Below are 25,076 nucleotides of genomic sequence, written 5' to 3'. Positions count from 1 at the left end.
AGTAGCAAGGGAAAAGCAAAAACGCAGACCCTGTCGTCGACCGCCTAATTGATGCATCCTTCATACAGAAAGGCGACTGTCAAGGGTCGCCGAAGGCGACGGCGAAGCCCTAGCCCTTGACTGGCGACTGGCTGTATGAGACCCTTCGGGTGGCGGTGACGACGTCGAATAAAGATACTTTATGTAATTCTACGAAAGACCGAGAAATCCACACTTAGTGGTGTCCAATAAAGCGGGAAGACCTCACCCTGCCGACTAGAGCTAGATTCTAGGTGGAAAGATGTACTTCATAGCGAAGCAAAATTCTGTTTGATAACTAAACAGGGGAAGGACTATCAAGCCTCTCCTGTTCTTATTTTGCTCATGATATTCGTAATTTCTGGATATTTTTTCATCATGTTCGGGACATTATGTATTGGCATTAACAGTATTATAATTACCAACCATCAGCATTGCTAAATAGTAGCTGTACTTAAGAAGTAAATCTTTTCTTTGGATATTTAACATTAGTTAAATATCATTGCAGACACAATAAAAACTATTATGAAAAGGATAAAGTAAAATACCTGCATAAAAATCATCCCTTTCTTTAAACCTAGCAAAATCAATAATTTTGGACTTGTGTAAAAAAACACTTAGATTCAGGGATATATGCTACAACTTATTGCATATCGTCGACCAGACACCCTCTTGGATCCTTACTCTCCTGTGAAAGACAAAAGTGTTACATAGCGTGAACGTTCAAGATAACAAATATCTGATGAAAAGAATTCTACTCGGCTAACAAGTTCTTATCTTCCATTTCAAGAAGAAACAAACCATAGCCACGCATTGTTTTTTCAATAACTTCGTTGATTTCAATGTTATTAAAATGTTTGTTTCCTACGAATTTTTCCATTGTTCCGTATAAAAATAAAGAGTGCATATACATATTTACAAAATATCGGCGCTTAATTTCTGTCACAATATTTTCCGTCAGATTACGCTTCAAACCGAGGTATCTTCGAATTGCCGGCGAATCCATGTTTATTGCTATGGCTTGAATAGTACCACCATCTATAAGCAAAGTAACCACTTCTTCGCCATTCCAATTGTAATCAGCCCACGTCTTTAAAGTCTTTTCTTCATTATTATTTTGAAATACTTCTATAGCTTCTGGTAATGTAGGTGGTGCTTCTCTATTACTTGGTGGATCTTCTGGATTCTCATTTCTCGATTCTACTACTTTAATCCATACAACTACTTCACGATCTCCATCTGGAGATGTGAGAGATACCGATACTTCTATTTGATCACCCACTGAAAGCTTACTTTCTTTGGGCATCAGCGATAATCGAATCGTTCCCTCAGAAGGACCTGTTTTTCGAATATCAAATAGCTCGGTTGGCTCAGAAGGTATACCAGGTGCTGTTCCTCCGTCTGCCTTATTAGGACGATGCAAAGTTAAGATTTTTACTTGTAATTCACCCGGTTCTGTAGTCCGAACAAAATACTCATTTTCAACATCAGTCTCAAATTTCAAAATCCCATTACCGCCTAGAGGAATGGCTTTTACATTTTGCTTATTGTTTTCTTTAGAACCTTGCAATTTGAAAATTGTAGGAAATCGCTTAGAGTCAATTCGCTGTTTATCTCCAGAAAGATGTTCCGCTGCAGACCGACGTACTTTACCTAAAAAAGTTAATTGAGAATCTTTAGAGATCAATTTTGTTAAATCTGAATCTATATGTAGTTTTTTAGCTAAATTCCTAATAAGATCAGTCGATTTAGCATCTTTATCGATAAGTTGATTTCGGCGCATACGATTAAGTTCTCGCAATTCATGATTCTGCTTAAGTTCACGTACAAGCACATCTAACAGTGATTTCGTAACAGGTCCTTCTCTTAATCGATCTCGAGAAGCCATAAATAAATCTTGATGAACTTTTGTATTTGAGCAATCGACATGTACTAGCATACAATCTCGCAGCATCCCGAACTGTACTTCTTGTGAAATGAATGAGCGTGGTAAATACCCATGAACTTGTCCGTTCAGTGAAAAGACAACAGCCTTATCTTTTATATATTCGTTTCGGTTAACACCGCTTTTAAAAACTGTAGCTTCGATTGCTAGCTTGCCAATATCGTCTCTTTCTAACTCAAATGCTATTATTTTTTCCACATTATTTCGGTCATCTACCAATATACGATTTCGATTACCTAACATTACTTTGCTATCACTATGACCACCGTACCCACGCTTCTCGTAAATTAATAAGGGTATAGCCGGCTTATACAGATATTGATTTAGATCCCTGTACATATCAAGAGTAAAATCGGAACGTGATCCCGTAGGAAGTTGATATGAGTAAAGCTTTACAACTGCACCACCGTTAATAGGCATTTTATTATGCAAGCTTAGATCAAGTTCAATAGCCTTAAAACGAGGTACCATACCATTAGGAGCAAAATATTCATACCATGCACTACGCATTATTGCACGTTCATTTTCTGTCATAATATGACGCCTTACTAAGGTAAATCCAAATGGTGACGTAGTTCCTCCGTTTAATGCTGCAGGTACCATAGAGCCAATTAGTTGATACCTATGTCCTCCACAAAAAGTAACAGCACCTGTTGAGCCCATATTAAAACGACCCTGCACAAATGGAATTTTCACCTTATTTCCACGACCTATTGATAAAAAAGTATCTGGAAAATGATCAGGATGTTGGCCTTCACCGTCATCGAAAACAGTTATATTTGGTGTTTTACGATCTCCAGTAGCTATTACTTGGATTCTTTTTGCAATTTCACGCGGACGTGCTACATCTGACCAATTTAGGTTTCGAACTCCAAAAAATAATGCTACAGCATCTTCCATACTTCGTGGGGCTCCGCTTCCCGGCGGTCCTTCTGGATTAAGGTTAGCTAAACGACACTCTTTAACTAAAATTGAATCAATGCCATTGGTAATTTTTTCAGCAAGTGCTGGTATTGGATTACTTTGTTGGTTTTCAAATGTACCAGCGTTACTTTTTTTACCCCCGTAGGGAAGCCAGTTATCAGGATTAGATAAGGCACTGTCATTAATGCAAATATGATGTACTTCATCTGCTGAGTCTGCATAATACAAACGAAAAAATAAATCCCTACACCAGCTATCCTTCATTTAGCTCACCTCTTCTTAAAACATTAAACTTTTCTCCTCTCGGTCATACAAATAAGCCTTTTCATTTAACACAGTTTAATATCCTTATTTATTATTGACAAATTTCCTATGAGAACTTAAATAAGTCTCTTAGAAAAGTTTGCCCTGCTTCCCCTAAATCACCACCCAGCGGAAAAGAAAGCATCCTCAAGCGAATTTGACCAATTCTTTGCTCTCTTTGGTTTGTTACCTGAAAAGGATATATAAGTATCGCTTCATGACATTCTTTTGCGACCGCATAGGTTACAATTTGATAAACATCCTGTGGACTTGGACGTTCAACGACTTTATACTTCGTATCTAAAATATATAGAACTTGATTTGTTCGCCAATCATAAATTACTAGATCAATAGAAACTATTAATTCACCGTCATGGTCAATTTGAAGACGTTCCTGCTTTTTCAAACGATAATTGTCTGGTAAATGCTCTACTAACCACTGCGCTACAAACTGTTCATATAGACGTGCCATATTTACCAAAAATGGCAACATCTTATGTGCTCCTACACGATGCCCTGGTCCTATGTTATCGAGGAAAAATCGACATAGTATGTGCATCGGTTCGTAATCTTGGCTTAGCCGATTATAGCTTTGTCGTGTTAAATCATTATCCTTTAACGGCACCAAACGAGCATGACCATGAAGACTTTTAAAGGCACGACGAACCTTCATCGTTACTTTTTCACCACAAAAACCACTACATAGAATTAACCAGAGTGTCCAACACAGAATTTGATTCTCTTCAATATCTGCGGTACGCTCCTGATAATTACAACGTATGTGTACTTCCCATGGCTTAGATATGTTGTCCATAGTATCGATTCTTCCACGTACATAAGGTAACTTATCAGAATTATCTCGGTATTCTTGATAGAATCCTTTTTTGCTTCTCTGAAAAACCATATTAGCTAGAAGCTGTGCCAGACGTTCATATAAATCATCTAGGGAATCACATTCAATAAGATCATCTAAAACGATAAAGTTTCTTAGCTGATAGGCATAATCTAGCATCTGAAATAAGTTCGATACCGCTACCTTGGGAATTAAACGTAACTCTAGATGTGTGGAAATTGGAATGGAGCCTACCCACCCTTGAGCCGTTAGCCGCCATTGATGAGCTGTAAGATGAGTCGGAAACTCTACCTGCACTTGCTTGTTATAATTTTTCCAGAGCCATTCACCTATTTCACTGGTCAGTTCTTCTTTTTGCAAATAAACAGGACAATGCTCTGTTAGCTCCAGGACTTGTCTTTTTCTCATAGTTTTAGTTTTCCTTTGATGTGGCTCCAACGATAATCTTGCCATTGGTCTGCCCTATCAAAAAAGTATTCCTCTAGGTACGGCTCAATCTCAAATTGCCAAACATCGGTCAATGATTCTTCTAAGTTATTTTTCAGGAAAAAAGATATTCCTATCTCATAATGGGGGTCATTAATTAATCGATTTAACTCCTGTAAAATCTTAATCAATAATTCCACTGGAAACTGGTTATTCTGATGAAATCGACGAAGCACTTCATAGTCCGGTCTTAAAGGAATAAAAGCAAAACGTCTACGTAAGGCATAATCAACTAATGCAATGGAACGATCAGCCGTGTTCATGGTTCCTATAATGCGTACGTTTTGTGGAATTGTGAAATGGCCACTACAGGACAACGGAATATTTCGATCTCTGTACTCTAATAAATACATTAATTCACCGAAAACCCGAGTCAGATTAGCTCGATTAATTTCATCTATGATAAGAACGCATATGCCATTTCTTTTTTCTGCCTCTTGGCAAAACTCCATAAATCGTCCTGGAGTAAGCTTATACTCCAATTGACCATGCCGATTAACTGCAGGCCGTATTCCCTGTATAAAATCTTCATATGCATAGGCAGGATGAAACTGAATTAGTTTTTGAAAGCCGTTACCGTCTCCAATAAGGTGTTTAGCTAGACGCTGTGCTAAGTACGTTTTCCCTGTTCCAGGTGGCCCATAAAAAATAGCTTGTCCTTTAGATTGAATCACTCGTATCCAGTTAGATAGGTCTTCTTCACTAACTCCGGTCTCTTCAGCGCATTTAATTAATGAATATTCGGGATTCGGTGAAAAAACAGTAGGAGCATCCATCATCGTCTCATCATCGTAAATTGCCTTTACCTGTTCTTTTGATTGGATTAATGCTTCTATGGCCTCTTCTTGCTCTGCCGTAACTGGAAAGTTGGTGCCATTGGCTTGTCGAATGATTAGCATGTCCTTTAATACGGGATGGTCAAGTATGTCTTTACGTAAAATTCTCTCTGGAAGTATAGCTCCTATTTTGAGCCAAACTCCTACCCGTTCTATTTCTCTTGCAATAAAGTAAGGCTCTTCTTCTGGAGCTGCTTGAACAATTTCTGGATCTGTTAAGACCGTTGCAGTAGCAACAAGTCCTGATTTTTCACCAGCCTCCCATAAATACACCTTATGTCCTTTACGAATCTTTGCTTTATAGCGAAAAGTACCCCAGGTTAGCTTTTCAAGAGCATGTAAAGCCCTAGAAAGGTCATACTTTTTGGGGTTAGCCTGAAAAATCCATGTATTTATTTCATCATCATCTGTTTTTCTTGATGGAGTCTCTGTTGAGGTTAGAGCCTCTATGTTGCCTGCTGCAATAAGCTCAATTCGATACTCAAAAGGTCTGCCAGTTTCATAAAAGTCTATATACTCACCAATTTCGTTTGGGAGCTTTATTCTGCTTGAATCTTCTTTTATTGCTTTTTGCTCTTGAATGTATGAATAACTTCTATTTAGTCTTTCCCTGAGTAATTGCTTCATTTCCTCATTATTGTCATAACGTATCTGTAATACATCACCATCGGTTTTCTGTCGATTCACATTGTGCAAAGAAGCTTTATAGCGAATCGTTTCATGAATTAGGAATATTTCAATTCTCTTCTCTCCACGCTCCAAATGAAATCCATCGTTAGCTTGAACAAAATCCGAAATAAAATCTAAAGGAATATGAATTCCATATTCAAAAGTAGAAAGATCAACTTTTTTTCTGCCAATTAAGTGAGGAATGTTTGGCTTTGTCCAGCTATAGCTTTTTTTCATCTCTTAACCACCTTTGAAGCCATTAACTCGTATACATCATCACTTTCTATACCTCTCTATTTCCTTTGTATTTGTCAATCTTTATAATGGAGCACTTCCTCTCTCAATGGCAGCTCTCACTATGAAATTAAATTGCTCCCTAGATATTATTAATGACTCACTTTACAGTCGTTCTTAGTCGACCAGAGGTTTTTCTTTGTACTTCTCAACCCAAAGTCTATAATAGGGGTTATTCCAAACGCTACCATCATAGTATTCAACGTATTTTACAACAGCTAGAATTTTATTAGCATTCTTATTTCTTAATTGCCATCCGCTGTTTCTACCATAAGTTTGGTTTGGTTGAATATTAGCTTCTGCTAGTCCAATTTTCAAATACTCTGGTGTAAGCCACCCAACTTTAATAGGATATCCATTCTTGTCATATGCCATATAACCTACTTCGTATTTTTTCACGACTTTATTAGTAGTATTTTTCACAATAACTTCAGCCATTTCATCGTGAAGCCAATCATGTAGAATACCAGCACTCAAAACTACTAATTCTTGATTTTCTTTTAAATACTCTATTCTTTTTTCTTGATAAATCTCTTTTTTTGCTGTTAATACTTCATCATTTTTTAAGTATTTTAAGCCATCGTTAATAGTATTAATTGCGTTTATGTATTCACCATTGTTATAGTAATTATCTGCTTTTTTAATAATATCATCTTTAAATGTAACTAAGTTATCCTTAATCAGCTTTTGGGCTATATCATAACTATCATCTTCTTCAATTACATTGCCAAAAGCTTTTATTGCTTCACCGTAATTTGTTTTATCAAGATATTCATTCCCTTTTTCAAATGATGTTCTAGACCTTTGAAGCAATTCGATTTTTTCATCTACTTTCTTTATATCATTACTAGAAATTCCTAATTCTAGTAATCCATTTAAGCTTTGTTTAGCTTCTTCGTAATTTGTTTTTTTATTTTTGTAATTGTTAAAAATAGCCGTAGCTTGGTTTTTAATTATTATCTTAACATTTTTCTCTTTTAGTTCATCTCCCTCAATTTTTTGAGAATATACACTTTTTGCTTCAATATACTGTCCTTGTGACAAAAGCCTAGCAAACTTATCGCTATCATCTCCAAAACTAAGTGAGATTAAAACTATAGCAAGTAACAGAACGGATAATCCAGCAGTAAAAGCTACTTTCTTATTTTTTAATATCTTTGAAGTAAAAGTTTCATTGCTACTTTGTTCTGTATTCATCGTATTACACTTTGGACAAGATTCTCTGTTCTCTGGCAGTTCAACACCACACTTAGAACAACTCATTCATTTGTAGCCCCCTTTGCTTTTTTTACCTATTACTTAACAACTACTTTATCTCATTAGCATTTCATTAATATCAAGAACTTTCAAAATAGGCTCAAAAAAGCCTCTCTTAAAATCTTCATCCAAATCAATCCGGTAGTTACCGTCAACTTCTTTTAAACTAACAACAATGGTTTTTCTTTGTATGGGTACCGAATCGTTTTTTATTCCGTCTGTAATGCGTTTAAAGGTATCTTTTGTTGCATCTTGAAAACCCGTCAGTATATTTCCACTAAAACCAGCTAAAGTAATGTCATCTAATATTTTTTCAAGTAATTTTGTTTCATCTATAGCTGTAATCTCTACTAATAATAATGATTTATCTACTTTCTTAATCTCATAACTGAATTTAGAGAAGTACAATTTAGTTATTTCTTTTTTTTGAATATCTTCGTTAACTTGACCTAGCGTTTCAAAATCATCATCATTCACTAACAGTTTTTCTGCTTCATAGTAGTTTCCTTGTATAATCAAGTCAAAAAAGTCCTCAACTACTGTTTTTTTTGCTGTACTTGATCCTGTACATCCTGACATAGTAAGCATTAATACCATGATAAATATTAGTGATTTCTTAATATTCAATACCTATCTTCCCTTTCGCCGCAACTTTTTATAAATCAAGCTAAAAAGTTATTTGATATTCATGGAGCACCAATAACTTCTCAGCGAATTTTTATTTCGATTACTCATTAATCATTGCTCCTCTTTCACAGTGGCCCCCACCCCGTACTCAACTGCTCAGATGCCTGATGATAATTCTTAACCCATCTCTCAACACGCTCTGTCCAGTTAGGAACCAGTTCAGGGTAACTCGAAATAAAATCTCCATTAGAAGCATTCCGATGTAAAAGCTTGTTGAAATAAGCCAACTTCGGCAACCGATGAAGCTTCGTTCCGTTACATTCGTTACAAGCATAGATAAGATTTTCTAAAGTCGATGTCTTAACGAAGACCCAAGGGATAAAATGATCTGCCCTTGCTTGGCTCTGAGATGAACTACCGTCTAATACACGCTCACAGTAATAACAACGGTTCTCTTGAAAATCAATTACATAGGATTTTGCTTTATTTGGGAAGTCAACACGACTGTCCCCTCGGATGAAGTATTGCTCGATTTTCTCCCGCAAATCGTAGTTATAAGTAATCCTACTAAGATACTGAAAGCAAATTAGCTCACCCATACGAGCGTACAGCACAGAATTGCTTGTTAGGGCATGCACGGCTGCAATATCCATTTCTATATGCGTCTTTTCACAGACCAAAATCGGACAATGTCTCTCAAAAACGGGAAAAACGTTATCTGATTTCCTCATTCGACTAAGAACAATCTTCCCTCTTTGTTCGAAGGTAGATGAATAAAGAATCTGACCTGGCAATGTAAGATCTTTTAGTAACCCTTCTTGATCTTCGATAAAGGCATCATCATGTGTTCTGTTTTTTGTTGGTGCCATTTTAATAGAAGGAATCTCTTTTCTAATTCGTAGTAAATAAGATAAAAAGTAGGAAGTTATCAAAGGATAAGAGATTTTAATTCGAGTGTTTGTTACTTGAATGTGCTCCCCGTAAACAACATCAAATTTGTACTGATCTTCTAACAGCTCAATCAGTGAAAGAAACATGACTGGAAGATAAAGTGCAGACATTTTTGAGGAAACAGTAGAGAGAAAAGAGTTAATACACTTTTCGTAGTAGTTCAAAGCTTGTCCCTCCTAAACCAACTCAGTCATCCTTTTTTGATACCAGACGATGTTCCTTCCATCCAACACTGATAAGATAGTTCATCGCTTCTTCAAGTGAGATATTTTTCTCCCTCATACAATCTTCCAATATAGTACGCATATTATCCTCTATTTTAATGTTCACTGGTTCTGAGCCAATCTTCAGTTTCAGTTTTAACCCACTTTTTCCTAACTTTTTATTTCGCCACTCTCTAGTTTCTGGGTATGCATCATTTATAATGTGGTAAATCCATTCTTCCGCTTCAATGCCCCTGCGATCTGGATTATTGTAAACTGCTGCAGTAACAATCAGCTTTGGTAGTTCAGGATACCGCAAAAAAAGACGTTTAATTTCATCGGGATAAAATTCATTCCACAGAATCAGTACTCGTTCTTCGTCCGTAAGATCGTCTAATAAACCGGGAATACAAGGTTCAATTTCATTAGCATGCTTGTAACGAAAATGAGAAGCGATCATATCATGAAAATACTGTAAGCTACGATGATCAAATGAGCTTGTATTCATGTTCTTTCCTAAATCAGTATTAACGCCAATAACTCTCTCTGCATGACTATATGCATTCCGGGCATACCATAATATGTTTACCACGACCTTAGAATAGACTCCATATTGTATATCAATAATCCAATCATTATCTTCATCAAAGTATTCACCAAGAATCATTAAACCCTCTCCAGTTCCCTGTCCGTCGGTTTTTGCTTGCAGAGTTTAATCGTATTCGCTAATAATAAGCAAGCGTTTCAAAGTATGCCTATATAGTAACTATCTGAATCCGTAACGGTAGTTTTTCCAATAATTCGATCAGTGAAAGAAACATCATCAGAAGATAAAATGCTGACAACTCAGTCATCCTTTTTTGGGACAATTTCGTTAACCAAATGCTCAGCTTTCCATCCTATACTGATAAGATGACAAGTCGCATCTTCAAATGAAATATTTTTCTTCCTCATACAATCTTCCACCATAGAAAGCGTATTACCCTCAATGGTAATGGTCACTGGTTCTGGTTCAATCTCTGGTTCTAACTCAAATTCTTCATCAGTTTTGAGCACAATAGTTCGCGGTTTATTTGGGTCCACATGTAAATGTCCTTTACTTTCAAGTATTTTAATATATCTATGTATACTAGACGTTGACTTCAAATTCACTGCATCAGAAATTTCTCGAATTGAAGGTGTATAGCTATGTTCTGAAACATATTTCTGTATAAATGCTAATACATTTATCTCTTGACGGGTTAATTCCATAAAGATCACCCCTAGTTTAACAAGGTTATATTCAAGAAAAACACAAACCAGCCACTCAGTTGCTAGGAACAACCACTGGCTGGTCTTACTGACTTTTACTTTTGCTAAAAATTATACTATTTTGCAAGATAGAGCCCTGTCGAATTTTGTAAGATAAAGTTCTTTTTATCTTTCCAGAGTCTGTGTTCTAAATAATAAATAAATTAAAGTACACGAAGCTGCTAACTTCGACTAAATGCCATACCCGTTCGAGATTAACGTCAATGGGCCTTGAAGAGGCAGGCGGAGCCCCTTGCCATTTACAGATGGCCGGCTCAGATGGAGAATCCAGGCGGCGGCGTTTGCGCGATATAGCGATATAGCCGTGAATAATACCCTTACCTTTTGTGGCTCTGAATTCGGAATAGTTTCTCAATTTGATCCAGAGTATTCATCTAGGTTCGTAGTCGAGTAGAAGCGGAACTCTCCTACATTGTTCCGTAGAATTGCTCACACAACCCTCACAGAACCGGACGTGCTCTATTAAAGCATCCGGCTCTTCAACAATGACATTCACAGATAATAGCAGATATCTTCCCGTAAGCGGAATATGTTCACGTGAATACATGGTTCAGGAATTCTCCATCTTTTCATCATTTCAGTGAACCTTGGCCAGGTAAAGCTTAATCTCTGACTTCGACGGTTTAACCATTTGAATAACAGATATCTCACTTCGTAGTGAAACTTGTAATTCATTGCAGCGTTGTCTGTAATTCCATAATATTGATAATAACCATTTAACTTCCGCCGCAGTATATCCATGATTTCTTTGATGGGTAGGATGCGATTGTTCCGTATCCACTCTTTAACTCGCTTTATGCTGGCTTGAAATTTCTTCTTGCTAGTTTTTCGCTTCACTCGAAACTTGCCTTTGCGGCTTCGACTACAGTAATGGGTAAACCCAAGAAAGTCAAATGTGCTAGGCTTTCCTTTTCTTGTACTCCGATACTCTTCGTATGCTCTCATACCGAAGGGGAGAATTTTAGTTTTCTCTTCCGCTAATTCCAGATTGAATTTCTTAAGTCGTTCTTTTAGTTCTTTATAGTAGTCTTCCGCTTCTTGCTTGTATTTGAAACAAGCGACATGGTCATCTGCATAACGTATCATAAAAGCGTTTCCTTTACATTTAGGACGGATAGACTTATAGAACCAAAGGTCTAAAGCATAATACAAATATATGTTCGCTAAAATTGCGGAGTCGACTCCCCTTGAGGTGTGCCAACAGGTGTGTTATAAACGATACCCGCTTCCATTACACCTGCCTTAAGAAAGCGTACAATGAGCCGTATCAAATTGTGGTCTGCGATTCTATGTTGAAGAAATTTTATCATCCATTGGTGATCTACATTATCGAAGAAACCTTTGATATCAGCGTCTACCACGAACTGCGTACGATGATAAAACATGCTGTGTTCTAAAGCTTTGAGCGCGTCATGACAACCTCGTTTGGGACGATATCCAAAAGAACAAGCGTGAAAAACTGGTTCGTAGACAGCAGTTAGTATTTTGGCTAATCCAATTGCACTATCTTGTCTTCGTAAGAGGGAATTCCAAGAGGTCTCATTTTATCTGTGCCTAGCTTTGGAATATATGCTCGTCGAACAGGAAGAGGTTTATATGTCTGTGCTTTCATTCGTTTAATCAGATTGGATATATTCTCCTGCAGATTCTTTTCGTACTCAGACTTAATCACACCATCTATACCTGGTGCCTTCCTTACTGATAGCTCAAGATTTCTTCATTAATGAGATGGACAAGGGATGTGAACTTTTCCTTAGGGCGATTTCTTGCTATTTCTGCTATCCTCGCTAATTTCGTTTCCATTTTGAATCTACCTCTGTGTGCAGAATGGTTCCTTATTGAGGTTGTTATTGTTGTTGCCCACTTCCCTCCACAGGCATTACCCTACTTCTTCGGTACTATTAGGCAATCCGACTCCCTGCTAGTCTTTTGGCTTCCTTGCGTATTCGGCTTGTCGGCCATACTCCCTTTATAGAAGAACGAGCAGGGTCTCCCGAGTTGACTTCAGTATAACAATGTGTAACGTGCCAGGCTCTATGACCCCGGGAAAGTCACATTAGTCTAGCCATTGCGTCTAATGTGATATTGCCTTCTGCTTTGTCGACAGCATCGGCCTTTCCGTTTAGGATATTTCGAGGCTCAATCACTTCAGCATAATTGCTTCCGGCCCATCACCTTGCTTGCCTACGCTTACCTCCTTAGGTTACCCTTTGGAGGCCAAAGCTAGCTACGAGTGGTTGGCTAGACCTTATTCGGTGGGATTCGCACCCACTATATACTGCGCCCTTTGCTCGGCGCACCGACAACTATCCTAACACCAAGGGTGGGTTCAAGGGCTACTGGATTTCACGACTTCGCAATAAGCTTTACATATAATAAAGATAGTTTGTCTGCTTGAATATATCTAAGCTAAGCTGTTTAACCGTATGTAAAATTTTTTCAATCAGAGCTACGTTAAAGTGCTTTTGTCGAAATTCTTTATTTTTGTCGAAGGGCAGCGAAAAGTAAATTTATATTTTTAACAAAAGTATTTTTTGTATAAAGTGTCAGATAATACTTTTTTCAGCTGGATTTTTGCAGGCATATTGAACTCCTTATCATTTAAATTATGTAGCTTAGGGAAAATAGTTAATAAAAAGCTTTCAACTTTAATTACAAAATTTCGCACCTGTTTGATTTCTTTTAAAGTAATAGAATTATAGGCTTCAATATACTCAATAATGGTTGATGAGTTTTTTAAATGAATATTATTAGAACTACTACCATAGAAGGCGAAAAAGTTATCCAATGTGTTTTTAAAAGAATCTTTATATTGTTGTAAATTTTTTATTCTATCTTTCAATGTTCTAAACTGTATATTATTTATACTGTTCTGATATTCGACAGTTTTAGCATCTATAGAAGCAGAGTATATTGTAATTTTCAAAATAAGTTCAGCAATACTTCTTTTAAAAGAATTAAAAACATATTCTGTGTACTGAGGTAAATAATAAAGAGAGATTAATAATTGATTTTTTACTTCATTTAACTTTAATGTAATCCAAGAGTCTAAAGATGCGGTTGAATTTACATATGTATAAATTATTTCTATCGAATTAAACATAGATTCTAATGTTTCTATAGTAGTTACATCATCAAAATCTAACATGCTATATGGAAATAGTTTATTGGTTAAAGTCTTATATTCATTGATATAAGAATTTATCAAGTTAATTACCTCGCTTAAATTGTTTTAATAGGGAATCGTAGTAATTTTCCTCATTATCTTTTAGTTTATTATTAATTAAGTTAGTATTCTTGGCTTCGAAGAAAGCAATATTTTGAATTACTTTCATTATAGCTTTTAAATCAGCTATTTCTGCTTTTTGAATTATTCTTATGAATCTTCCTACTAAGACAGTCCTACTATTAAATAAATAATCTTTTAATTCCATTTTGTATTTTTTTATAAATAATAGGAATTCAGGGTTTTTTTCGAAAAAATCCTTAACATCGATATTATTTTTGAATATCTCTGTCGATAATAAGAATATTACATATATACTGTAAGCTTTACTTCTATAAATATCATCATTTTTTACATTTTTTAATGATTGCAGGAGATTCCTTAACTTTTCTAGATCATTCAATTTCACTAAACCTTCTTTCAAATTCATCGGTTAAGACTATTAAATCATTTTTTGTACTACTAGATGAATCACTAATAAAATATTCAGCTCTTTTTGGTATATAGCTATTATAAACAAAGTGATTTTCAAAGAAATGAATATTTAGTTCTTGAATTTTTGAAGAGGTTTTAATCTCATGTACTTGGTCAGAGTAGCCTTTACTGTAAGGAGCTAGCTCTGTGAAAATTACTCCCAGAGATTTTAAACTCTTATTAGTGAAATATACTTGATGTTCTTCTTTTACTCGTTTAACAACTTCATGTAACATTTCAATTCCTAGAACGGAATATGCATCTGGTTTACTTGGTGTAATAAAATAATCACTTGTTATTAAAGCTGAAATAGTGTAATTAGAGTATGTTGGTGGACAATCAATAAAAATGAAATCAAAATCCTCTTTCAGTTTTGTTTGATTAATATAGTTAAAAAGGTGATTTTCTATATTACTATTTCTTTCTGAGAAGATGGCTTTTAATGTACCAGGAATTATTGATATGTACTCATTTAATTTTAAAAGACAATCATCCTTTTTTAGATGCGAAATAACCCCGGGTTTAAACAACTTTTGAATTGATATATCGCTACCAATAGTCTTCTTACCACTAGTGTAAGAAGAAACTTCTAAAATACTATCATCTTCTGCTTCTATGTCTACTATATCAAGAAGATTTTCTTGATGGTAGCCAAACTTTCTGAAAAATGATTGAGTTAAATTAGACTGTGGATCTAGATCAATAAATAATATTTTATAATTTCTTTGTGTAGCTAAAAAGTAACCTAAATCTTTAGTTAATGTTGTTTTTCCAACTCCACCTTTCATATTGATAAAAGAAATTATTTTAGCCTCTTTTGGAAATATAGATGTCATCTTTGCCTCCAAATTTATTAGTATTTCCTGAATCCGCAGAAATTAGCTAGAGAAAAACCTCGAATATTGACGTAAAATAGACTTAATTACTTCTAAAAAAAGATTCTAAATCTCACCTATAGGGTGAACGTCATGAAATTCAGTATTGAGCAATCCAATGAAAATTTCAGAGAGTCTACGCATCTTAATCTCAAAAATGCCCTCAAATCCTTATGTCACAGAGCTTAGCGGAATTGTCACGAAAACGTAAAAATTCTAGAAATCCAGATGCAAATACAACAAAAAAGAGTATTATCTAATACAGAGTGGTTTTGTTTTCCATGAAAAAAGGAATCTTCACACACCACCGGAATAACGGCAATCTGGAATTGTAAAATTGATTAATTCTTCTATTGACTTATTTTTATTTGTGTTGCCAATTATCAGAAAAGACTCAGGAGTATTTTTGTTAAGCGCCGAAATATCTCTAAGTAAAAATAGAAAAAACCAGTCATAGGCTGCTTTGCACAACCCCGGCTGGTTCCAGAACGAAATGTTAGGTTATAAAAAGTATATCACTTCCATAGTAAAAATCCTGTCGAATTTTGTATGAGAGCTGCGCAAAATCTTCTTGAAACTACGATAAACGACTAGGGAAAAACTCTATCCCTTTTACAGCTTTATAATCTTTCCCTACAAAACGTATGCCTTCATGCTAAAAAACAAATCTTGTAGATAACCCTTATAACGAATAACTCCCAAATCCGAAAGGAGTCAATATCATGGCCGAAATCAAATACAAGATCACCCAGCACTTCGGAACTCTTTCCGAAGGCTCAAAAGGCTGGAAAAAGGAAGTCAACCTAATCAGTTGGAACGACAAAGCCCCTAAGTATGATATTCGTGATTGGGCACCAGAGCATGCAAAGATGGGCAAGGGCGTAACACTAACGAGAGAAGAATTAATCGCTTTACGGGATATGCTAAATAAGATGGATCTATAAGTTACTCAAGGAGTGGTAACGATTAGCACCTATAATAATTACCTCTTTTGGGATAACATCTTAAACAAAGATAAACAAGATGCTCCCTTTGCGAATCAGACCATCACGAAAAACTCAGTATTTTTTCACGGAGTTATTGTCCACTGTCGAGGTATGAGCTTCGGTAATTGGGTGCATCTGCCTAATCCAAAAGCCTTGCTCGGATATATCAACTATGTTTTTTTCCGACTGCTTTCTACACACATTTAACAGAAGAGTACGAAATAGGGGTTCCTCAATGTCCCTTAGATGAATTATTAAATTTATTGAATGACTCCGATAAATGCAAGAACAAAGAGCTAATACCTGAAATGCAACGTTTCAGCGCAAGACTAAGATCACTATGGAAAAATAAATCTGAAAATATCTTTGATGAGCTTTTGCTTTTTTCCAGGATTATAATGCTCGATGGAATCAATCCCTGGAGCTTTTTTCGTACTTTGATATTTTTGAATCTCCAATGGCACTCGGAATATACTTTGTAGAAAGCTATGAAAATGCCGAAGAGGTTGATATTTCTGATCTCGAAGAACAACTAACTAGGAGTATCTAAAGATGAATGGCTCCGCATTTGCTCTGAAGTATATGAGAATGATTTTATGAATAGAAGGTTTATTGACATTCTGAACAATAGAATTAGAGATATGCTGTAAGTACAATGGGGATTTATTGCAAGAAGTCAGGATTATGCAATCCTGACTTCTGCTTTTATTCAGATTCTATGCTTTTTAAATCATTTATCTCATACTTTTCAACAAGAAAGTTAAAAGTCATGTTAACTTTGACGACGTCATGAGGAATTAAAACATACTTCCAAGGCTTGCCTTCATTCTTCACCGTAAATTCTGTTGCATATTTGCAATACTCTAATGCAGCTTTTGCTTTGCTTCGAACTTCTCTTGTATCAACATCATTACGTTTCTTGGTTTCTATTATGTATATAGCATCAGTTGTTTCAACCACAAAGTCAGGCAAGTATTCTCTTGAGTTATAATCCCAGTAGATTCTAAACTGTCCTGTTGCAGGTCTTAACCACTTTAGAACACTATCGTCATCTTCTAATATAATCGCCATGTCTTTTTCTGTCTTGGAATCAAACTTGTAAAGATTGTGGCATGCTTTTTTAAATCCAGTAAATACTTTTTTGCGAATATCACTGGTTGGCGTAATTGTTTGTTTATAGTCAAAAATATCATCTTCTTCATACTTGGAAAGATTATGCTCTTTAATTTCTGTATAAGCATACACTTTTGGCTCTTCATAGTCAGGTATGTCATAATGAAAATTCTCTTTCATTTGAGCATAAATGTATCTACCTATCTCAGTTTTCTTTGTAACAACTACATTAGTAATATCATTTTCGTCAGTCAAATATGTTTTGAACTTGTCAATCGCTTGATTTGCTAGTTTAAACAATAAGTCTGCCGTCTTCTCATACTCTACTTCTGGAAAATTCATTAGCTCACTCACAATGACTTTATCTAAAGAATCATATTTTACTTTTCCTCTATGCGAGTCTAAGAATTCAATCTTGCCATCCGTTAAAGTTCTTATCATAATCGTTTCGCTACTAGGTTGATAGTTCAAATTTTTTGTATCTAAGTCAAAATCATCAAACCAGTACTTTATGTTGTCGGTAGGTTGTATGATAATTCTAGGTATTTCGATAGTATTTTGCAGCATAGACTCTACAATTTTATCATATCTCTCTTTTACTTGTTCTATGATTTCTTCTACGAAAATTTTTTGTTGTGGATCTGCTAGCAAACTTTCCTTTAAGTTACTTATAGCAATTTCTTTTGTTTCTTTACTTTGAAGATCTTTTGCTTTTTTTACAACCTTACTTAGATCGTTAACTGTTTTGATGATTTCTTTATCTGCTTTTATTCCAATGATAAGCTTTTGCTTATCATTTGGGTCTTTAATATCTTCCAGTTCTTTTTCTCGTTCTTCGATTTGCTGCTGTACAGCATTTTGTGATGTTACTATAGTCTTTGGTTTGTCAGTATCTTCATCTTCAAGAAATATAATATTTTGTCTTTTTATAATAGACTCAGGTTTATTAGCTTCATCAACTATTTCTTGAAAGCGATCGTGAGAAATTATCGTTAGTTTATCTATTTCATTGATGCCAGTCCTTACACCGTAGGGCAAACGCAAACCACGGCCAATCGTTTGTTCCCGTAATGTAGTAGACGCTGCTGTTCTCAATGGGACAATTGTATATAAGTTCGTGACATCCCAGCCTTCCTTAAGCATATTTACGTGAATTACAATTTCAATATCATTTTCGGGATTCTCTAAAGAGAGAAGCTGTTCAATATTTTCGTCTTTTTCCGCCCCTGATTGATTTGAATGAACCTCTAAAACTTTATCTTTATATTTCCCATCAAAAAACTCATTAGACTGTATTAAATCTTTTAACTTTCCAGCATGTTCGGTATCTTTTGCAACTACCAAAACAAAAGGTTTTACTTTCTTATTCTTTGTATCTCGGGAATATATTTCTAATTGTACTTTTATTTCTTCATGAACACGTAATCCATCTTCTAACTTTATTTTATCAAGTTCTTCTTGTGAAAAAATACTTGGATCAAAGTCTTTTCTAGTAGCCACAGCAGGTATTTTTACAAAGCCATCATCAATTGCACGTGCTAAAGAATATTCATAAACAACATTTTTGAACTTTATAGTATTACTTCCCTGTTCTACTTGAGGTGTGGCAGTTAGTTCAAGGCCTAAAATTGGCTTAAGCTCATTCAACACTGCCATCCCACGGTCAGCTCTATAGTGATGCGATTCGTCCATTAGTAATACAAGATCTGGCAAGCTAGCTAAGTAATTAAAATATGATTCCCCCAAATATTCGGATAGCCTCTTGATTTTTGGAGGAAGATGTTCTTCGTCTTTTCTTCGTGACTTCTGTGTGTCCCTGTTGATTTTAGAAATGTTGAAAATATTAATGCGTACTTCAGAGTGAAATAGTTTTTGCTGTCGAAATTCTTCATAATTATCCCCGGTAATGATAACTGGAGGATTATGCACAAAATTCGCAATTCCCTTAAATACATACTTAGGGCTGGTTACATTTGATAAATCATCTATTAGCTTATTGTATACCGTTAGATTTGGAGCAAGAACAAAAAAGTTTTTTATCCTTTTTTCAATATACAAATAAGATATAAAGGCTCCCATTAACCTAGTTTTACCAACACCTGTTGCTAATGCAAAACAAATAGAAGGAAAATTTCTTTCAAAGTCAATGCAAGTCGGGAATTTACTTTTTACCTTTTCCAATTCCACTAATAAATCAACTTCCTTTTCCAAGGATAATTGATCGGATAAATATTCTAGTATCTCTAAGCTTTCGGTTTGCGGTTGCCTTAGACTTAACCGATTTTTTATCATTGTGGAAGTTTTATTCAATTTATACACCTCCTAAAAGTCAATCTATGTCTTCTCCATCTAAATCGGCTACAGGAATATTTAACTTGTAATCTTCTTTGCCGAACTCACAGTTACCTAAAATTGCTTGAGGTATTTTCTTAATTGTTATATTTGAATATAGGCTCTCACAACCTTGCTGATATGCTTTACAGCAAATTAGCAAACTTTCATCTGGCTGCATTTCATCATGAATTTTTTCTATGTATTCTCTAGATAAGAAAGTTGTTGTAGTGAAAATATAATCTTTTTCAGTGGACTTCCCTTGCTTCCAAAATACTTCTTTGTCTGGCGAATAAGTAAATCCTTCTTGCTTACACATGGCTGCTGCTAACATAATAGAGTTATAATGATCATCAATTATCCAGTTTCCATATTTGTCTTTCTTCAATAGACTTGGAGCTAACTCGTAGAATCTGAATCCACCACCACCTTTCCAGTTAACAGCCTTAGAAACACCAACTACATCAGTACCATTTATTATTTCTTTAAGTCTAGGCAAGCAGTGACTATAAGCGTGATCGCCTAGTTCTATACCAACCCACTTTCTATTCATTTTTTGAGCGACAGCTGCAGTTGTGCCACTTCCAAGAAACGAATCTAACACCCAATCCTCTTCATTTGTTGAAATATCTATAATAGTCTTAAGTAAGGCTTCCGGCTTTTTCCCACGTTTAAAGTCTACCCCACCTTCATTGGCTAGGTTTGCCTTTGGTATTTCTTCATTCCTCCAAAAACCTGACATTTTATTAGTTTTAACCACCTGTTTATTAGATATTTCCGCAGAATCCTTTAACCATGCGAAAAGCTCATTATTATAATAATAAAGAGTGGTAGGAACGCCTTTATATTTTCCCCGTGAAGGCACATACTCCACGGAATATAAATCCTTATCTATTTTTTCAAGAATTTTTTGTTGAAATGAATTCTCTTTTTGTGGATTTGTTGTTCTGAAAATTAGATTAAAATTCTCATAATACAGCTTACGAATTTCAGCTTCTCTTGAATTAAAATTTCTAAGAGAAATAGTTTCAATTTCAAAATCTTTATGTTGGTATATTTCTACTTTCTCATTGTTAGCAGCTGAATAAAATTCATCTATCTTAATTTTCGTTCCTGTTTTTTTTAGTATTTTTGAGTATCTCTTCATTATTTCTTTATCAAGGGGTTTATACGTTTTGGCTTCTAACTTATCTAACATCGACTTATTTTTAGCATATACTAAAATAAATTCATGAGTATTTACTAAAAAAGTACCTCCTTGGCCAATCCCAGCTGTACCTGAACGTTCATACGCAATATTTGCGAGGAAGTTATTTCTACCAAAGATTTCGTCAAGCATTACTTTAAGATAATGCACCTCGTTATCATCAATGGATATCCACATGATTCCATCATCAGCAAGTAAATTATTTAGAATTCTTAATCGTGGATACATTAAATTTAACCAAGTACTATGTTCTAAGTTATCATCATAATATTCAAAAGCACTTCCAGTATTATATGGAGGGTCGATGTATATACACTTTATCTTTCCAGCAAAATCTTGCTCTAATGCTTTAAGTGCAAGTAAGTTATCCCCGTGGATTAACATATTTTCACTATTAGTATCTCCATAAGATTTTTCTGGATCTTCTATCAGTATTCTTGGCTCCAACTTAATTTCATCATACTTACCAATCCAAGTTAGTTCTAGCTTTTGTTTTTCTGGCAAATTAAATCTCTCCCTTGTTTTAATTCAATCTCCAACGAATACATAGTACATTGCTTATCGTCTCTTTTTTCTTTATCTTTTCTTCCATACTAAATATAAGTTCTTCTTTTTGCTCATCGATCTGATCTTGTTCCTCGTATAAGCTACGTCTTTTATTGTTACGTTTTTTCTCAAGTTCTTTTATCTGTTTTTGCATTTGCAACTTTTCTTCAAAGCTTGTACAGTTTCTCGCATCTTTTTTTAATAATTTAATCTGTGCATCTAACTCTTTTATTTCCTTTTCTAACCCATCCTTTAAATCATCCGCCCAAGCTTCTAATTTCTCTATTTCTTCATCAAAGTATTTCGCATTTTTTGCATCTATTTCGGTCTTGTGCTTTTGAACGAGTTCTTTTTTTCTATTCTCTATCATTTTTTCAGGGTAAAGATGATTTATCATTTCGCTCTCTTGCTCATAGCCATCAAAATCTAATAACTTATTAGATAACTCTTCGTCAATTACCTCTCCAGCATCTGTAACAGCGTAAAATAACAATCTCTCTTCTTTTTCAAATGATTCAACTGTAAGCTTATCAACTGAAAGCCAACCCGACTTAGATGATAAGTTTTCCAAAAAGGTTATTTTTCCTTTTTGTGGTTTATAGTTTGAGTAGTCTAGTTCCAAAACTCCTATAGGAAGATCCCTATTCAAAGCCTTTTCAATCAAAGAATTTATAAGTTGACCATCACTACGAAAGAAAATAGATTTAGATTGCTCAGCACGTTTCCAATTAAAATCATAATACCCTTTTTGAAATAAATTACCGTTGTAGAAGAAACGTGTTCGATCATTTGTGATTTTGATTTCGTTACCTAGTTCTGCTTGGGCAAGCTTAAGCATCCATTCTTGATAGCGAGATAGGTTTTCATCTGTTCTTTCCTTCTGTATTTTTAGTTTCTCATGCACTTCTTCATCAAAATTCTCTAAAAGATTGACTTTAGCTTGTTTTAGGGTTTTGTCAATTTCTTCTTCTAGTTCTGCTTGCATCTGACTAAATGCTTGTTGGATTTCTTCTGTAGTCCTACAGTTCTGGTATATTGCCGCAATTCTTTTTTCAAAGTCTACTCCCGACTCTAAAGAACCTAGAACTTCATCAGATGCCCCAAAAATACCGTCAAAAAGCTTAAACTTCGCTGAAAGGAGTTCATATACTTTTTGATCAGCTTCATTTCGCTTGTTAACAAAGTTTATTACAACAACATCGTTTTTTTGACCATATCGATGACATCTTCCAATACGCTGTTCTATTCTTTGTGGGTTCCAGGGCAGGTCATAGTTGACCACCAAAGAACAGAACTGAAGGTTGATCCCTTCTGCAGCAGCTTCTGTGGCAATAAGAATCTTAGCACTATTTCTAAATTCTTCAACAATTGCAGCCTTCATGTCTGCAGTTCTTGACCCCGTGATTGATTCAGAGTTTTTATTGTTATCTGTCCATGTATTGTATATCTCTTTTGATTGTTTATCTGAGTTACTTCCGTTAATAAGTACAACTTCATTTTCATACCCGTTATTTACGAGTAGCTCATACAAATACTCTTGGGTTCGTCTAGATTCCGTAAAAATAACGGCTTTTTCTAAAGCTCCTTGTTGTTGACCATATTTAAAGCCTTCTTTCAAAGCTGTCAGCAAGTGGTTTCCTTTTGTGTTTTTTTCAATACTCTTAGCTAATTCAATATATGATAGTAATTCCTTTTTTTCATCTTCAATTAATTTCCTGACTTCTGGATCACTAATCACATACTCTTCAGAAGTTTGCTCATCTTCATCCCATTCATCCTGCAACTCTTCTAAAGTGTCATATTCTTCATATAGTGTATTGTCAATATCATTCTTTGTTTCTTTTGCTTCTAGTAAATCATCTAACCTTTGAAGCAAACTTTCTAAGGTAGATGTAATAGCGAAGGACGATGAGGATAGTAATTTTCGTAGTATTAAGGTCATCAAGTGTCTTTGCCTAACAGGTAGAGCAAAAAGCCGGTCTTTCCTTAAATAACTTGATACATTTTCATATAGCTGCCATTCCTGGTTCGTAGGGTAATACTCTTGTACCAAAGAAATCCTATTGGTGTATGGTACATATTCTGTAACTTGTTTTCTTAAAGTTCTTTTGCAAAAAGGTGCTAATCTTTTCTTAAGTAGGTGATTTCGAATCTCTTCAGACCCATTCCTTATGTACTGTTCACTAAATGTTTTTTTATCGCCAAAGGCATATTTATCGATGATACTTACTAAACCATAAAGTTCCATTAAGCTATTTTGTAGTGGAGTTGCTGTTAAAAGCAATTTCGGATACGGTTGAATAGCCTCTTTAATGTTGTTTGCAATCTTATTGCTTGGTTTATAAACATTCCTCAATCTGTGTGCTTCATCAATAACTACCATGTCCCATTTTACTTTCTTGATCTCATCTTTCTTTTTGCTAGCAAAATGGTAAGAACAAATAACTGCATTATTTTTTATGTCAAAGGGATTCAAGAATCCTTTTCGTTTCATTTCGTTATAAGACTTGCTTTCTAAAACGATAGAATTGATAAAGAATTTTTCTAATAATTCTTGGTGCCATTGTTTCCTCAGTGAACTGGGGAGTATTAGTAATATCCTCCTTTTTCTTTCTGCCCATTTTTGCGATATTACGATACCCGCTTCAATGGTTTTACCCAGTCCAACTTCATCAGCTAACAAAACACCGTTTGCAATAGGAGATTTCAAAGCAAATAATGCTGCGTCTATTTGATGAGGATTCAGGTCAACTTTCGCATTTGACAGGGAAGACGTAAGGTTCTCTATGCTATCTGATGCTCTTTGTAGGCTTAATTCAGTTGCATAATATTTAGCATGATACTTTGTGCTCATGATATCCTCCTCATCTTAAGCTTGTTACGCAATAGATAGTTTTCTAAATCCTTGCTCAAGATTATATTTACAGCTAATTATATTTTAACACTTCTTTGTGTCAAAAAATGTCGAAAAAATTGCCTATCATCTAAAACTTTGACCAGTCTGGTACAAAAGGAAACATGTTATTTTTATTATTGTACAACAACAAATAGATTAAGTCCCTAGTGTCAAAACACTAGGGACTTAATCTATTTGTTCAGAATATTCTTTTGGTTGTGACTAACAACCATACCAAACAATAAACCAGCCATCTTCCAATCCATCTTCAAAGCTGGAAAGTCTGCATTATATCCTTGCCTGACCATAAAAACAGGAATCCCAACTTCTTTCACCTGCTTAGCAAAAACGGGATCATCTTCAATCATCAACTGAACATCCATATCCAAACATGTTTCCCCTTTTTCTTCGCTAAACACTACTTCACCATTAGGAAAACCATGCTCTTTCAACCATCGCCGAGTCACTAGTTCTGATTCTTTCGGTCTTGCAGTAATATATACAACTCTATGTCCTGCACCAACTAGCTTTTTCAACGTTTCTGCCGCTCCCTCATAAGGACCGGCCTCAGAAAAAAGGCGTAGACCTTCGGGTGTACGGAAAAAATCTGGACTTAAGCCCGGAAGGTCCCACCGACGCTGTTTGCGTAACTCTTGGGGAATCTCTGAAGTTCCTAAAAAACGCAACGCCAGCGCTTCATTGATTTTGGCGATAGTATTACAAATATCTACGCCGATAAGCATGC

At 35.2% G+C, this 25,076-nt stretch carries 18 protein-coding genes; 1 reads left to right on the top strand and 17 read right to left on the bottom strand.

Annotated features, from left to right (window positions below; genetic code table 11):
* Positions 1-772: 772 nt before the first annotated feature.
* The 13 genes from F9B85_RS10190 to F9B85_RS10135 all read right to left on the bottom strand — a co-directional run bounded on the left by F9B85_RS10190 (position 773) and on the right by F9B85_RS10135 (position 15,213).
* Positions 773-3,151 (bottom strand): hypothetical protein, encoded by a 2,379-nt coding sequence (locus tag F9B85_RS10190; protein ID WP_151620553.1) that lies wholly within the window; start codon positions 3,149-3,151, stop codon positions 773-775.
* Between the two features lie 106 nt (positions 3,152-3,257).
* Positions 3,258-4,451, bottom strand: a complete 1,194-nt coding sequence (locus F9B85_RS10185) for an McrC family protein (protein WP_170270405.1) — start codon at positions 4,449-4,451, stop codon at positions 3,258-3,260.
* Complete coding sequence (locus F9B85_RS14610) at positions 4,448-6,271, bottom strand: McrB family protein (protein ID WP_151620549.1); 1,824 nt, start codon at positions 6,269-6,271, stop codon at positions 4,448-4,450. The genes F9B85_RS10185 and F9B85_RS14610 overlap by 4 nt, the downstream gene beginning before the upstream one ends.
* Before the next feature lie 174 nt (positions 6,272-6,445).
* Positions 6,446-7,591, bottom strand: coding sequence for a DUF5780 domain-containing protein (locus tag F9B85_RS10175; protein WP_151620547.1), 1,146 nt, complete (start codon positions 7,589-7,591; stop codon positions 6,446-6,448).
* A 48-nt stretch (positions 7,592-7,639) separates the two neighbouring features.
* Positions 7,640-8,212: a hypothetical protein gene (locus F9B85_RS10170; protein ID WP_151620545.1), complete on the bottom strand. Its 573-nt coding sequence runs from the start codon at positions 8,210-8,212 to the stop codon at positions 7,640-7,642.
* Between the two features lie 125 nt (positions 8,213-8,337).
* On the bottom strand, positions 8,338-9,327 hold the full coding sequence (locus tag F9B85_RS10165) for an HNH endonuclease (protein WP_151620543.1): 990 nt from the start codon (positions 9,325-9,327) through the stop codon (positions 8,338-8,340).
* A gap of 22 nt (positions 9,328-9,349) precedes the next feature.
* Positions 9,350-10,033, bottom strand: a complete 684-nt coding sequence (locus F9B85_RS10160) for a hypothetical protein (RefSeq protein ID WP_151620541.1) — start codon at positions 10,031-10,033, stop codon at positions 9,350-9,352.
* Between the two features lie 179 nt (positions 10,034-10,212).
* The gene (locus F9B85_RS10155; RefSeq protein ID WP_151620539.1) at positions 10,213-10,617 is read right to left on the bottom strand and encodes a LexA family protein; all 405 of its coding nucleotides are present in this window, start codon (positions 10,615-10,617) and stop codon (positions 10,213-10,215) included.
* 552 nt (positions 10,618-11,169) lie between these two features.
* Positions 11,170-11,829 carry a reverse transcriptase domain-containing protein gene (locus F9B85_RS14935; RefSeq protein ID WP_279237762.1) on the bottom strand — a complete coding sequence of 220 codons (660 nt, stop codon included), beginning with the start codon at positions 11,827-11,829 and terminating at the stop codon, positions 11,170-11,172.
* A gap of 11 nt (positions 11,830-11,840) precedes the next feature.
* Positions 11,841-12,161, bottom strand: coding sequence for a reverse transcriptase domain-containing protein (locus F9B85_RS14930; protein WP_279237763.1), 321 nt, complete (start codon positions 12,159-12,161; stop codon positions 11,841-11,843).
* Positions 12,162-13,195: 1,034 nt separating this feature from the next.
* Positions 13,196-13,885: a hypothetical protein gene (locus F9B85_RS10145; protein WP_151620537.1), complete on the bottom strand. Its 690-nt coding sequence runs from the start codon at positions 13,883-13,885 to the stop codon at positions 13,196-13,198.
* 1 nt (position 13,886) lies between these two features.
* Positions 13,887-14,306, bottom strand: a complete 420-nt coding sequence (locus F9B85_RS10140; protein ID WP_151620535.1) for a hypothetical protein — start codon at positions 14,304-14,306, stop codon at positions 13,887-13,889.
* Positions 14,299-15,213, bottom strand: a complete 915-nt coding sequence (locus F9B85_RS10135) for a ParA family protein (RefSeq protein WP_151620533.1) — start codon at positions 15,211-15,213, stop codon at positions 14,299-14,301. Before F9B85_RS10135 ends, F9B85_RS10140 begins: the two co-directional genes overlap by 8 nt.
* 761 nt (positions 15,214-15,974) lie before the next feature.
* Between F9B85_RS10135 and F9B85_RS10130 the strand changes: the two genes are divergently transcribed.
* Positions 15,975-16,196 (top strand): YdbC family protein, encoded by a 222-nt coding sequence (locus F9B85_RS10130; protein WP_151620531.1) that lies wholly within the window; start codon positions 15,975-15,977, stop codon positions 16,194-16,196.
* A 747-nt stretch (positions 16,197-16,943) separates the two neighbouring features.
* Here the strand turns inward: F9B85_RS10130 and F9B85_RS10125 are convergent.
* From F9B85_RS10125 to F9B85_RS10110, 4 genes are all read right to left on the bottom strand, one after another.
* Positions 16,944-19,661 carry a DEAD/DEAH box helicase gene (locus tag F9B85_RS10125; RefSeq protein WP_151620529.1) on the bottom strand — a complete coding sequence of 906 codons (2,718 nt, stop codon included), beginning with the start codon at positions 19,659-19,661 and terminating at the stop codon, positions 16,944-16,946.
* Positions 19,662-19,680: 19 nt separating this feature from the next.
* Positions 19,681-21,393, bottom strand: coding sequence for a site-specific DNA-methyltransferase (locus F9B85_RS10120; protein ID WP_151620527.1), 1,713 nt, complete (start codon positions 21,391-21,393; stop codon positions 19,681-19,683).
* A 19-nt stretch (positions 21,394-21,412) separates the two neighbouring features.
* A complete protein-coding gene (locus tag F9B85_RS10115; protein ID WP_151620525.1) occupies positions 21,413-24,289 on the bottom strand; it encodes an SNF2-related protein in 2,877 nt (958 codons plus the stop codon).
* Between the two features lie 233 nt (positions 24,290-24,522).
* A complete protein-coding gene (locus tag F9B85_RS10110; RefSeq protein ID WP_151620523.1) occupies positions 24,523-25,074 on the bottom strand; it encodes a 5' nucleotidase, NT5C type in 552 nt (183 codons plus the stop codon).
* Positions 25,075-25,076: the final 2 nt, after the last annotated feature.

It is taken from the genome of Heliorestis acidaminivorans (genome assembly GCF_008933955.1).
In the GTDB taxonomy this organism is placed as follows: domain Bacteria; phylum Bacillota; class Desulfitobacteriia; order Heliobacteriales; family Heliobacteriaceae; genus Heliorestis; species Heliorestis acidaminivorans.
The sequence above is the reverse complement of the archived record's forward strand: the minus strand, read 5'-3'. Positions and strand labels throughout refer to the sequence as shown.

Bases quoted from the DNA above. Each gene is read 5' to 3' on its own strand.
- F9B85_RS10190 (WP_151620553.1), bottom strand. From the start codon at position 3,151: ATGAAGGATAGCTGGTGTAGGGATTTATTTTTTCGTTTGTATTATGCA.
- F9B85_RS10185 (WP_170270405.1), bottom strand. From the start codon at position 4,451: ATGAGAAAAAGACAAGTCCTGGAGCTAACAGAGCATTGTCCTGTTTAT.
- F9B85_RS14610 (WP_151620549.1), bottom strand. From the start codon at position 6,271: ATGAAAAAAAGCTATAGCTGGACAAAGCCAAACATTCCTCACTTAATT.
- F9B85_RS10175 (WP_151620547.1), bottom strand. From the start codon at position 7,591: ATGAGTTGTTCTAAGTGTGGTGTTGAACTGCCAGAGAACAGAGAATCT.
- F9B85_RS10160 (WP_151620541.1), bottom strand. From the start codon at position 10,033: ATGATTCTTGGTGAATACTTTGATGAAGATAATGATTGGATTATTGAT.
- F9B85_RS10155 (WP_151620539.1), bottom strand. From the start codon at position 10,617: ATGGAATTAACCCGTCAAGAGATAAATGTATTAGCATTTATACAGAAA.
- F9B85_RS10135 (WP_151620533.1), bottom strand. From the start codon at position 15,213: ATGACATCTATATTTCCAAAAGAGGCTAAAATAATTTCTTTTATCAAT.
- F9B85_RS10130 (WP_151620531.1), top strand. From the start codon at position 15,975: ATGGCCGAAATCAAATACAAGATCACCCAGCACTTCGGAACTCTTTCC.
- F9B85_RS10115 (WP_151620525.1), bottom strand. From the start codon at position 24,289: ATGAGCACAAAGTATCATGCTAAATATTATGCAACTGAATTAAGCCTA.
- F9B85_RS10110 (WP_151620523.1), bottom strand. From the start codon at position 25,074: ATGCTTATCGGCGTAGATATTTGTAATACTATCGCCAAAATCAATGAA.